This is a genomic window from Tenacibaculum soleae (assembly GCF_001693415.1).
GTDB classification, from domain to species: domain Bacteria; phylum Bacteroidota; class Bacteroidia; order Flavobacteriales; family Flavobacteriaceae; genus Polaribacter; species Polaribacter soleae.
Map to the genome: position 1 here is coordinate 92,585 of NZ_MAKX01000035.1, position 13,048 is coordinate 105,632.

Below are 13,048 nucleotides of genomic sequence, written 5' to 3' on the forward strand. Positions count from 1 at the left end.
ATGAATTATAAAAAAATGATTCCGTATGCAATAACAATCATTGTTTTTGCAATTATTTCACTATTGTATTTTAATCCGGTTTTAAGCGGAAAACGAATAAAACAAAGCGATATTACCCAATTTATAGGGATGTCGAAAGAGGTAAAAGATTATAGAATTACCAATAACGAAGAGCCATATTGGTTAGGAAATGCTTTTAGTGGTATGCCAGCTTACCAAGTTAGTGCTTATTACCCGAATGATTTTGTGCGTTATATAGATAAAGCAATTCGCTTTTTACCAAGACCAGCAGATTACTTATTTTTATATTTCTTAGGATTTTTCTTATTACTTACAGCTTTAAAAGTAGATTGGAAACTTGCTATTTTAGGAAGTTTGTCCTTCGGGTTTTCAACATACCTAATTATTATTTTTGGGGCTGGTCACAATGCAAAAGCACATGCAATTGGGTATATGCCAATGGTAATAGCAGGAGTTTTATATGTTTTTAGAAAACGATATTTAGTCGGATTTGTAATTACAGCCTTGGCAATGGCTTTAGAGGTATACACAAATCATCCACAAATGACTTATTATTTAGGTTTTTGTTTGTTGATATTGGCAATTGTAGAATTTATAGAAGCTTTTAAAACCAAAACATTACCAGTATTTGCAAAACAAGTAGCCGTATTATTGGTTGCAATGTTTATCGGCTTGGGAGTAAATTCTACTCGATTATTATCAATGAAAGAATACGGTGATTTTAGTACGCGTGGAAAATCGGAATTAACGATTACTCCCGACGGATCACCAAAAGAAAAATCTACAGGATTAGAAAAATCGTACATTACCGAATATAGTTACGGAATTGCGGAAACTTTTAATTTGATAATTCCTCGTTTTATGGGAGGAGGAACAGTTGAAAAATTAGGAGAAGATTCTAACTTTTATCAAGTTTTAGAACAAAACGCAGGTAAAAGTGTCGCTAAAGATTATTCAAGTCAGGTATTAACCTATTGGGGAACTCAACCAATTGTTGAAGCACCAGCTTATATTGGTGCTATTTTATTTTTTTTATTCTTTTTAGGTGTTTTCTTAGTAAAAGGACGTTTGAGAAATTGGTTAGTTGCGGCTACTATTTTTTCAATTATGTTAAGTTGGGGGAAAAATTTTTCAGTTATTACAAACTTTTTTATTGATTACGTACCATTGTATAATAAGTTTAGAGCGGTTTCATCTATTCAAGTAATAGCCGAATTATGTGTGCCGTTATTAGGAATTATCGCTTTACGAGATTTCTTTTCATCAAAACCTACATCCGAAGAAAAAGAAGATGCGCTAAAAAAGGCATTTTATGTTTTAGGCGGAATTACTTTAGGTTTTGCGATATTCGGATCTAGTTTATTCGCTTTTGAAGGATTAAGAGATGGCCAATATCAAGAATTACCAACTTTAATAGATGCCTTAATTTCTGATAGAAAAACAATGCTATTTAACGATAGTGTTCGCTCATTTTTATTGATTTTAGGTGCAGCAGCTTTGTTGTGGTTTTATCTAAAAGGAAAACTAAAACAAGTTCCGGTTTTAATTATTTTAGGAAGTTTAATTGTTTTCGATTTGGTTTCGGTGGATATTAAATACGTAAATAAAGAAGATTTTACATCGGCAAGAAGAGTGTTAAAACCATTTACACCAACTAAGGCTGATAAAGATATTTTAAAAGATAAAAGTTATTATCGTGTAGCTAATTTTGCAGGTAACCCAATGCAAGATGGTCGAACATCATATTTTCATAATTCGATTGGTGGTTATCACGCCGCTAAAATGAAACGTTATCAAGAGTTATTTGATTATCAAATCGCAAAAAATAACATAAACGTATTAAATATGTTGAATACAAAATACGTTATTGTAGGTGAAGATAAGTTTCAAGAAAATACCGATGCAAACGGAAATGCTTGGTTTGTTAATACGTTAAAAATAGTAAGTTCAGCAAATGAAGAGATACTTGCTTTAGATAGTTTAAATACTAAAATATCAGCTGTAATTAATGGACGAGAGTTAAAAAGAAGTCCACAAGGATATATGGATTATAATAATATATTTAAAAAAGATTCAACAGCTACAATTTCATTAATTAAAAATAATATTACAACCTTAGTTTATAAAACAGCTACGCAAGAAAATCAGTTTGCTGTATTTTCAGAAATTTATTATAAAGATGGTTGGAATGCTTATTTAGATGGCGTTAAAACTGAACATTATCAGGTGAATTATGTACTTAGAGGTATGAATATACCAAAAGGAAAACACGAAGTTGTATTTAAGTACGAGCCAACTGTAATACGAAACGGAAATATAATTACATTATTTTGTTATGCGTTATTATTGCTAATTCCGATTGGCTGGTTTGTAATTCGCAAAAAACAGCAACAATAAATTTAGTTATAAATTTTTTAAATAGAATTAATGAAAACATATTATCCTCAAAAAAGGTATAACCATACGATAAAATTTTTAGAGAAAGTATTACCAGCACCAGCAACTATTTTAGATTTAGGTACTAGAAATAGGTTTACAGAAATTATGGAAAATCATGGGTATACTGTGATTAATACCAAAGGAGAAGATTTAGATTTTATTACAGATGTTGTAAAAGAATACGAAGTAGACGCAGTAACATCGTTTGAGATTTTCGAACACATGTTAGCGCCATTAAATATTTTAAAAGCAATAAAAAGTACAAAGCTAATTACTACAGTTCCGTTAAAACTATGGTTCGCAAATGCCTACAGAAGTAAAACGGATGTGTGGGACAGGCATTATCATGAATTTGAAGACTGGCAATTTGATTGGTTACTAGAAAAATCGGACTGGAATATTGTTGATTCAGAAAAATGGACAAGCCCGGTTAATAAAATAGGTTTCAGACCAATATTAAGGAAATTTATTCCGAGATATTATGCTGTTTACGCAGAAAGAAAGTAGTTGTAGATGAGAATAGGAATGATATTGGATAAGGTTTTTCCGCCAGATCCTCGTGTAGAAAATGAAGCGATAGAGTTGATAAAAAAAGGGCACGAAGTGTTTTTATTTTGTTTGACTTATGGAGGAGATCAGCAGGAAGAAACGATCAACCAAATTTATGTTAAGCGATACCAATCTAATAAATTAGAATATAAATTATCTGCTTTAGCATACACCATTCCTTTTTATTCATTTTTGATGAAAAAGAAGATTGCTGATTTTTTATCTAAAAATAAGATTGAAGCCATTCATATTCATGATATTCGAATCGCTGAAGCAGTTTTTTTAGCAAATAAAAAGCAGCAATTACCTGTGGTTTTAGATTTGCATGATAATATGCCAGAGGTGATGAAGTTTTATCCACATCTACAGAAATTTCCAGGAAAATATATCATTTCTCCTAAAAAATGGAAGCGAAAAGAAGAGGCGTTTATTAAAAAAGCTGATAAAGTAATTACGGTTTCTCAAGAGTTTGTGAATGAGTTGGTTGATAGAACTAAAATAGCTGAAAATAAAGTGGTTTTAGTACCCAATACGATTCGTAAATCTTTTTACGATTCCTTTGAACTGAATACGAGAATCATCAAAAAGTATAAAGAAAATTTTGTAATTCTTTATTTAGGAGATACCCATGTTCGTAGAGGTTTACTAACGGCAATAAGAGCTATTGCAAAATTAAAAGAACAAATTCCGACTATTAAATTGGTAATTGTTGGTAAAAACACGACCGATTACATATTAAAAGCAGAAGTTGAAAAATTAAATATTAAAGAATTTGTCGATTTTGAAGGTTGGCAAAATGTCTCGTTATTTCCGTCTTATATAAAAGTAAGTGATATTTGTATTTCGCCTTTAAAACGTAATATTCAGCACGATGTAGCGTATGCAAATAAGCTGTTTCAATATATGAGTTTGGCAAAACCATTATTGGTAAGTAACGCCATTGCTCAGAAAAACTTAATAGAAAAAATAAATGGAGGTTTGGTGCATGAAGCACAAAATATAGCAGATTTCGAGGATAAAGTTTTAACGTTATATAACAATCCTACTTTAAGGGAAGAATTAGGTGAAAACGGAGAAAATTTTGTTAAAAATGAATTTACTTGGGATAAAACATCTAAAGGATTAATCGATTTATACAATAATTTATAATTTGAAAGTATTAATTATTACATATTATTGGGTTCCGGCTGGTGGTTCTGGAGTACAGCGTTGGTTAAAATTTGTAAAATATTTACACGATTTTAATATAGAACCTGTAGTATATACAGTTGACGAAGCCAAATATCCAATTTTAGACGAATCTTTAGCAAACGATATTCCTAAAGGTATTGAAGTAATAAAAAAAGCTATTTGGGAACCGAATGATTTTTTGTTAATATTTAAAAAGAAAGAAACTAAAACAAGTGCCGGTTTTTTAAATCCGAATCCGACTTTTTTCGGTAAAATATTACAATATGTGCGAGCTAATTATTTTATTCCAGATGCAAGAAAATATTGGATAAAACCATCGGTAAAATACCTCGAAAAATACTTATCAGAAAATAAGATTGATGCAATTATTACTACAGGGCCGCCACATAGTTTACATTTAATCGGATTGCATTTAAAGAAAAAAACAAATGTAAAGTGGATTGCCGATTTTCGTGATCCTTGGACGGATATTGATTATTTTCATCAATTACCATTAACTAAAAAGGCTATAAAAAAACACCATCAGCTAGAAAAAGAAGTCCTTAAAAATGCCGATGCAAGTTTGGTGGTTGGTAAAACAATGAAGGCTAATTATGAGGTGTTTTCTGATAAGATACATGTGGTAACAAATGGGTATGATTCTGAAGAAAAGACTAATAATCAATCAGTTTTAGATTCTAAATTCTCCATCACACATATCGGGTTGATGAATGCAGATAGAAATCCGAAAATGTTATGGACAGCACTGGCAGAATTATCCGAAGAAAACACCGACTTTAAAAACGATTTAGAAATAAAACTGATTGGAAAACTATCTGATGATGTTGTAACAGATTTAAAGAAGTATGACTTTAAAAATGTAACACGTATAAATTATGTGCCACATAAAGAAGTACAACAGTATCAGCGAGCTTCACAAGTTTTATTATTAGCTGTAAATAATGTTCCAAGCGCTAAAGGAATTATAACAGGAAAGATTTTTGAATATTTACAAGCAAAACGTCCTATCTTAGCAATTGGTCCTGAAGATGGAGATTTAGGGGAGATTTTGGCAAAAACAAATGCAGGTACTATTGTTGATTTTGATAAGAAAGAAAAACTTAAAAAGGTAGTAAGTGATTTGTATAAAAAATACCAACAAAACTCGTTAACAGTTTCATCTGTAAATATCGAACAATACCATCGCAAAGAATTAACCAAACAATTATCAATAATACTTAAACAAGTAGTATATTCTTGAAAAAAATAGTTACCATATTAGGGGCTCGTCCTCAGTTTGTAAAAGGAGCTGTGTTAAGCCGAGTGATACAAAAACATGGCGAAGTTGAAGAAATAATTGTACATACAGGTCAGCATTTTGATGCCAATATGAGCGACGTTTTTTTTGATGAAATGCAAATACCGAAACCGAAGTATAATTTAAATATCAACGGTTTAAGTCACGGTGCCATGACAGGGCAGATGCTAGAAAAAATAGAAGAAATTTTAGTTGTTGAAAAACCAGATGCTGTTATAGTGTATGGAGATACAAACTCTACACTTGCAGGTGCTTTAGCTGCAAAGAAATTACATATAAAAGTGATGCATGTTGAAGCTGGTTTGCGTTCTTTTAATATGCAAATGCCTGAAGAGGTGAATCGTATTGTAACGGATAGAATTGCTAATTTATTAAGCTGCCCTACACAGGTTGCTATGGATAATTTAGAAAAAGAGGGTTTTAATAATTTAGATATTAAGATAGAACAGCATGGAGACATCATGAAAGATGCTGTTGAGTTTTACGGTAAGTTTTCAGAAGAAAAATCGACTATTATAAGCGAGTTAAACTTAACAGAAAACGAATTTGTTTTAGCAACTATTCATCGTCAGGAAAATACAGATTTTAAAGAGAAATTAACCGAAGTGTTTTCAGCTTTAGAAACCATAAATAAAACAAAAAAAGTAATATTACCACTACATCCTCGAACTAAAAAAATGTTAGCGGAGTATAACTTACAACCTAATATTACTTTTATAGATCCTGTTGGCTATTTTGATATGTTAGAGTTGTTAAAAAAATGTAGTTTGGTGGTTACCGATAGTGGTGGACTTCAAAAAGAGGCGTTTTTTAATAAAAAAAACTGCATTATTGTAAGAGAAGAAACCGAATGGACAGAATTGGTAGCTTGTAAATATGCTGTAATTACAGGAACCCATCCGAAGAAAATGACGAGTGCTTTCAGTGAGTTTTTAAATTCAGAAATGACATTTAAAGAACCGTTATACGGCAATAATGTTGGAGATAAAATATACAAATCAATCATAAAATTAATTCAAGAATAAATTGGGAATCGTACTAAGACAGTCGCTAAAAAACACCATTATAATCTATCTAGGGTTTTTAATTGGTGGAATTAATACATTGGTTTTATACACACGTTTTTTAAAGGATGAGTATTACGGATTAACAATGTATGTTTTTTCGGCTTCTAATTTAATTATGCCAATTACAGCATTTGGAGTACATTTTACAATTATAAAATTTTACTCGAGCTATACTTCTAAAGTAGAAAAAGATAAATTTTTAAGTACAGTACTATTTTTACCACTGCTAATAGCAATACCAATAGGTTTCTTTTGGAGTTATTTTCATGATTGGATTATGGATTTTGTAGCAAAAAGTAATTCAAAAGAAAATTTAATTATCGAAAACTACACGATTTATATATACATCGTTGCGGTTTCATGTGCGTATTTTGAAGTATTTTATTCGTGGGCAAAGGTACAAATGCAATCCGTTTTTGGTAATGTATTAAAAGAGCTCTACAATAGGGCAGCGGTTATGTTATTGTTAGTTGCGGTTTATTTAAATGTAATTACCAAACAAGAGTTCTTGTACTATATCTCGTTTGCATATATTTTAAGAACAATTCTTATGATGTTGTATGCTTTTAAGTTGTATACGCCAAAGCTTAGTTTTACGTTGCCAGATAACTTTAATGAAGTGCTTCGTTACACTTTTTATATTATTCTAGCAGGAAGTGCTGGTGCTATTATTTTAGATATTGATAAAGTAATGATACCAGGTAAAGATGGGTTTGCTACGGCAGCTTATTATGGAGTTGCGGTGTTTATAGGATCGTTTATAGAAGCGCCAAGTAGAGCTATGGGGCAAATATTACAACCGCTTACCTCTAAATCTATCAATGAAGATAATGATATAGAAACTAGGAGTTTGTATAAAAAAAGTTCGATTAATTTATTATTAGTAGGCGGTTTGTTTTTTATACTAGTAAATTGTAATGTAGACGAACTATTTAAACTAATGCCTAATAAAAATTATGCCGCAGGTGGTGGGTTAGTTGTTTTGTTAATTTCTATCGCAAAGTTATTTTTAATGTCTTTAGGTAACAATGGTGCTATTATTCAAAATTCAAAGTTTTATAGAATCACTTTACCAGTTGGAGTTGGTATGGCTTTGTCGGTATATTTCTTAAACACTTATTTTTATACCTATTTAAATATGGGAACCGAAGGGTTAGCATTGGCTACTTTAATTACTGTTTTAGTATTTAATATCTTTAAAGTATGGTTTGTAGGACAAAAGTTTAAGATGATTCCTTTTACCCAAAAAACACTTTTAATGGTATTTATAATTGCCATATTGTTTTTAGGATTTTATTTCTGGAATTTTAATATCCCTGAGATTTTTATCAAAGAGTTTCCAATTCATCCAATAATAAATATCATCTTAAAAAGTATTTTAATTGTTGTAGTGTATGTATTTGTGGTAATTAAACTAGCAGTATCAGAGCAAATGAATAATTTAGTAGGTAAGTATATAAAATAAAAAAGACTCATACACATAAGGGAATAAGTCTTTTATTAGGGGAATGAAAAACAAATAATTTAGGGGGATTATTTATACTACAAAGATATACGATGTTTTTAATAGTCTGATAAACATAGTTTTATAAATTTATTTTAACACAGTCAAAGTCAAAACGTTTATTAAAAATTATTTTTAATAGATGTTTTAGCATAAAATAGCGGTAACTTAAACCTATTTTGCAATTTGATTAAAGTTTGTTAATTGGAGTAAATTTGCTGGATGATACTCTAGTATATTTGTATAGAGAATCAAATACAAGTACTTAAAAACTATTCTCTATATAGTTTTATTTGATTTCGACTGTGCCAAATTTTACAAAAAAATACTCAATCTGATATTTTAGGTATATCAAAATTGCATAAAACATTTTAATTTTAAACCAAGTTTATAAGCGTAATTACTAAAACGCTAAGTACATAATATGATTAGGATTTGAATGGCTTGCTGATATTTGAAAATCAGTTTCTCCTACTATTGTAAAGCCAACTTTTTTATAAAACTGAATCGCTTTTTTGTTCTCTACCCAAACGTTTAACCAAATTCCTGACTGGTTATTTTCCTTACATAAGGCTACATTAAAATCGAATAATTTTTTACCGAGCCCTAAACCATAAAATTCCTCAAGTAAATACAATCTACTCATATAAGTGATGTTTTTAGCGGTAACATCTTTACAGGTTTTATTGAAAATTATTTTTGAATACCCAGCAGTTTGGCTTTCATATTCGAGTAAATAATATTCATTTTCTGGAGTTTCTAATTCTTCTATAAAGTCGCTTTCTTTAAAGTTATTAGCGATATAAGCATCCATATCTTTAGGCGGAGCAGAATGACCATGTGCAGTTAAAAAAGAAGGAACACTAATTTTAGAAAAAAGTTTTGCTTGTGAGGTGTTTGCTTTTGTTATTTTAATGATTTCTATTTTTTTAAGATTATACAAAGTATTCTGATATTATTCTTGCAGTTCTTCTAGCATATCTAAATAAACATCTTCAACATGTTCACGAGCCCAGCGAGTTCTTCTTAAAAAACCTAAACTCGATTTCATGGTAGGGTTGTACCTAAAACATCGAATATTTACACGTTCTGCCAAGCTTTCCCAACCATAATAATCAACTAAACGTTCTAGAAGTTGTGCAAGTTTAACACCATGTAGTGGATTGTTAAGTTGCTCTTCAGTAGCTTGCCTTCTATTTTGTCTAGAAGGATTTTCTTTATTTAATTGTTCGTTAGTTTTTGGTTTAAAAAAGGTGTTTACAATACTTTTAGATTGTGTTTGATTATTTTCTGTATCTATCACTTGTGTTTTTATCTTAATACTTAGCAACAAAAATATAAACTTACATCAGTAATTAAATCAATTTGATACAGTTTTTTAGATGATGTACAAAAAAACCTCCTTGAAAAAACAAAGAGGTTTTGTAATATTTAAAGTAATAGAATTACTTATTTAATAAGCTCATAAGAACGCTTAATAAAGTTGGTTAAATCTTCACCATGTAAAAGGTTTTGAGATAATTTGGCTAAATCGAAAGCTTGCGTAATTAAGTCTTTTTTCTTGTCTTCATCAGCATTTAAAATTTCAGAAACTAATGGGTGATTTGTATTTACAACTAAGTTATACATTTCAGGTAAATTACCCATTCCCATCATTCCACCTCCACCACCAGAAGCTTGCATTTCTTTCATACGACGCATAAATTCTGGTACAGTAATTAAGAAAGGAGAAGAAGAAGAATCCATAGATTCTAATTGAACAGTATATGTTTGAGATGCAATTACACCTTCAATAACTGGTTTTAATGTTTCTTTTTCTTCATCAGTTAATTTAGAAATAACAGCTTCGTCTTTCTTAATTAAATTATCAATAAAATCAGAATCTACACGTACAAACTGAACTTTTGTTTCGCCTGAAGTTTCTAATTTTTGCATTAAATGTGATACAATTGGAGAATCTAATAAAAGAACTTCATATCCTTTAGCAGTTGCTTCTTGAATATAACTGTGCTGAGCTTCTTTGTTAGAGGCATATAAAATTACGTGATTTCCATCTTTATCAGTCTGAGCGTCTTTTGTTTTTTCAATTAGCTCATCAAAAGTAAAATAAGTATCAGCAACGGTTGGGTATAAAGCAAATTTCTTAGCTTTATCAAAGAATTTATCTTCTGATAACATTCCGTATTCGATAATTACTTTAATGTCGTTCCATTTTTGTTCAAAATCAGCACGATCTTTTTTGTATAAAGAAGCTAGTTTGTCGGCAACCTTTTTAGTAATATAACCAGATATTTTCTTTACAGCTCCGTCTGCTTGTAAGCCTGAACGAGAAACGTTTAAAGGAATGTCTGGCGAATCGATAACACCTTTTAACATTTGTAAAAAGTCAGGTACAATACCCTCTACGTTATCGGTTACAAAAACTTGGTTTTGATATAACTGAATTTTATCTTTTTGCATATCTAAGTTTTGTGATAACTTAGGGAAGAATAAAATACCTGTTAAATTAAATGGGTAATCAACATTTAAATGAATATGAAACAAAGATTCTTCAAATTGCATTGGATACAATTCTCTGTAGAAGTTTGTATAATCTTCATCATTTAAATCTGCAGGAGCTTTTGTCCAAGCAGGGTTTGTATTGTTGATAATATTATCAACTTCAATTTGTTTGTGAGGTTCAGTAGTTTCTTTACCATCCGCATCAGTTGTTGTTTGTGGTGTAAACTCAGGGTCGTTTACTTGCTTAGTTCCAAATTTAATTGGCACTTGATTAAAACGATTGTATTTGTTAAGTAAACCACCAATTTTAGCTTCTTCTAAAAAGTCTAAAGAGTCTTCAGCAACATGTAAAATAATTTCTGTACCTCTATCAGATTTATCATGAGCTTCTAAAGTAAATTCAGGCGATCCATCACAAGTCCAATGTGCAGCTGGTTCGTCTTTAAAAGATTTTGTGATTAACTCAACTTTATCAGCAACCATAAAAGCAGAATAAAAACCTAAACCAAAGTGCCCAATTACACCGGTTTCGTTTTTACCATCTTCATATTTATTTAAGAACTCTTCAGCTCCAGAAAAGGCAATTTGGTTAATGTATTTTTCTACTTCATCAGCAGTCATACCTAAACCTTGGTCTTTAATGGTTATGGTTTTAGCTTCTTTATTAATACTAATTTCAATTTTAGCATCACCTAATTCGGTTTTTGCTTCACCAATAGCAATTAAGTGTTTTAATTTTGTAGTTGCATCTGTTCCGTTAGATATTAACTCACGTAAAAATATTTCGTGATCAGAATACAAGAATTTTTTAATCAGTGGAAATATATTTTCTACCGATACATTAATACTTCCTTTGCTCATAATTATATATTTTGTTTGATATTATTTTCTAGAAAGTTAAATAGTCAAAAAAAATACCAAAAGAAGTTTTGTGACAAGATGACATAAAAAAAACGATAACAGCATTGTTATCGTTTTCTTATAATGCATTTAAAAGTTTAAATGTTTCGTAACATTTCTGTTTTGTTTTTATTTTTCCAAGTGCCTCCTGTAAAGTCAGGTACCTTTACAGAACTACTGTTTTGAGCCACAGATAGTTCTGAAAGCGGAGTAATAGCACTCCATAACACACTGTCATATATATTTATATCTAGCGGTAAACCTTGGTTTAGGCATTTAATTAAACGGTAAATCATTACAAAATCCATACCTCCATGGCCAACAGAATTATCTGATATTTGCGCTTTTAATTTACTCCAAAGTGGATGGTTGTATTTTTCACGGTATTCATCATATTGCTCTTTTTTTAACCAGTTATGCCCCCACCAAGCCAATTCATCATCATTAATATATAATTTAGATGGATAACCTTCGTGAACAGCTTTTGTACCCACTACAGTATTTAAACGATTGTAAGGTCTACCTGTATGTACATCAAATTGCAGCATGATGGTTTTGCCAAGTTTGGTTTTAATCATGGTGGTATTCATATCACCACATTTTATGTTTGAAAACTTATCAACTCCGCTACGTTTGGCAGCATCGCTTAAACTTTTTTCTCTTGAACTCATTGATACTAGATGGTCAAAAGTGTCGCCACGACCAATATCCATATACTGACTAATAGGGCCTAAGCCATGGGTAGTATAAAAGTTACCGTCTTTGTTTAAATGATGTTTAATTCTCCATTGATCTTCATAATATTTTTCGTCTAATAAATGTTTACGTAAATCATGAATGTAAGCACCTTCAGCATGTGTAAGATCACCAAAAACACCTTGATTTACCATGTTTAACACCCAAAGTTCTTCATTATTAAAACAACAGTTTTCAAGCATCATACAATGCCTTTGGGTGCGTTCGGCAGTTTCAATAAGTTTCCAGCAGTCTTCTATTGTATATGCTACAGGAACTTCACAGGCAACATGTTTGCCTTTTTCCATAGCATATAATGCCATTGGTGTGTGCATTTCCCATGGAGTAGCAATGATTAATAGATCAATATCATCTCTATCTACTAATTTTTTCCATTCATCTGAATTTCCGTGGTATTCATCAGCAGTTTTTTGATGCGTTTTTTGTAAGTGTTCGTTTAATTTATCAGTTTTTTCTTTCTTTAAATCAGAAATAGCAATAATTTCAGCATTGTTGTTTTTAACTAACCAATCAAACATTTGTAGTAAAGTTTGTCCTCGATTACCGCAACCGATAATTCCTACGTTTACTTTAGCTATTTTAGGTGCTGTTAAGCTAAAAGCGGTTCCTTTTGCTGTGTTATTTAATAAATGATTTGTGTTTTCAGTAATTTCATTTTTACAAGAAATGGTGGTAGATAAACCTATAAAAGCAGCAGCTTTTGTTGATAATGATATAAAATCTTTTCTGTTCATAAACTAGGGGATTAGTGTTTGTTGTAGGGAAGTTAAAATATTACTATTTTTGAAGGCTACAAAATTGATACTAAAAATAAACAATTTC

General features: G+C 30.6%; 10 protein-coding genes. 6 read left to right on the top strand and 4 right to left on the bottom strand.

All coding sequences use genetic code 11. The annotated features are described in order from the left end of the window. From BA195_RS12925 to BA195_RS12950, 6 genes are read left to right on the top strand one after another with little or no spacing between them, the layout of a single operon-like run. Positions 1-2,418 (top strand): YfhO family protein, encoded by a 2,418-nt coding sequence (locus tag BA195_RS12925; protein ID WP_068706123.1) that lies wholly within the window; start codon positions 1-3, stop codon positions 2,416-2,418. A 30-nt stretch (positions 2,419-2,448) separates the two neighbouring features. Continuing rightward, positions 2,449-2,967, top strand: a complete 519-nt coding sequence (locus BA195_RS12930) for a methyltransferase domain-containing protein (RefSeq protein ID WP_068706125.1) — start codon at positions 2,449-2,451, stop codon at positions 2,965-2,967. A 6-nt stretch (positions 2,968-2,973) separates the two neighbouring features. Then, a complete protein-coding gene (locus BA195_RS12935; protein WP_068706126.1) occupies positions 2,974-4,158 on the top strand; it encodes a glycosyltransferase family 4 protein in 1,185 nt (394 codons plus the stop codon). A 1-nt stretch (position 4,159) separates the two neighbouring features. Next, positions 4,160-5,440, top strand: a complete 1,281-nt coding sequence (locus BA195_RS12940; protein ID WP_068706128.1) for a glycosyltransferase — start codon at positions 4,160-4,162, stop codon at positions 5,438-5,440. Beyond that, entirely contained in the window at positions 5,437-6,522 is a 1,086-nt protein-coding gene (gene wecB, locus BA195_RS12945; protein ID WP_068706130.1) for a non-hydrolyzing UDP-N-acetylglucosamine 2-epimerase, read from the top strand. The genes BA195_RS12940 and wecB overlap by 4 nt, the downstream gene beginning before the upstream one ends. Before the next feature lies 1 nt (position 6,523). Further along, the gene (locus BA195_RS12950; RefSeq protein ID WP_068706131.1) at positions 6,524-8,029 is read left to right on the top strand and encodes a lipopolysaccharide biosynthesis protein; all 1,506 of its coding nucleotides are present in this window, start codon (positions 6,524-6,526) and stop codon (positions 8,027-8,029) included. A 442-nt stretch (positions 8,030-8,471) separates the two neighbouring features. Here BA195_RS12950 and BA195_RS12955 read toward each other — a convergent pair whose 3' ends face one another. The 4 genes from BA195_RS12955 to BA195_RS12970 form a co-directional block, all read right to left on the bottom strand. After that, entirely contained in the window at positions 8,472-9,011 is a 540-nt protein-coding gene (locus BA195_RS12955; RefSeq protein WP_245662357.1) for a GNAT family N-acetyltransferase, read from the bottom strand. Positions 9,012-9,023: 12 nt separating this feature from the next. Then, complete coding sequence (locus tag BA195_RS14610; RefSeq protein ID WP_338116852.1) at positions 9,024-9,371, bottom strand: VF530 family protein; 348 nt, start codon at positions 9,369-9,371, stop codon at positions 9,024-9,026. 146 nt (positions 9,372-9,517) lie between these two features. Next, a complete protein-coding gene (gene htpG, locus BA195_RS12965) occupies positions 9,518-11,431 on the bottom strand; it encodes a molecular chaperone HtpG (protein ID WP_068706133.1) in 1,914 nt (637 codons plus the stop codon). Between the two features lie 137 nt (positions 11,432-11,568). Continuing rightward, positions 11,569-12,960 carry a Gfo/Idh/MocA family protein gene (locus tag BA195_RS12970; protein ID WP_068706135.1) on the bottom strand — a complete coding sequence of 464 codons (1,392 nt, stop codon included), beginning with the start codon at positions 12,958-12,960 and terminating at the stop codon, positions 11,569-11,571. Positions 12,961-13,048: the final 88 nt, after the last annotated feature.

Coding starts and splice junctions, on each gene's coding strand:
- BA195_RS12935 (WP_068706126.1), top strand. CDS start 2,974: ATGAGAATAGGAATGATATTGGATAAGGTTTTTCCGCCAGATCCTCGT.
- BA195_RS12970 (WP_068706135.1), bottom strand. CDS start 12,960: ATGAACAGAAAAGATTTTATATCATTATCAACAAAAGCTGCTGCTTTT.
- BA195_RS12925 (WP_068706123.1), top strand. CDS start 1: ATGAATTATAAAAAAATGATTCCGTATGCAATAACAATCATTGTTTTT.
- BA195_RS12930 (WP_068706125.1), top strand. CDS start 2,449: ATGAAAACATATTATCCTCAAAAAAGGTATAACCATACGATAAAATTT.
- htpG (WP_068706133.1), bottom strand. CDS start 11,431: ATGAGCAAAGGAAGTATTAATGTATCGGTAGAAAATATATTTCCACTG.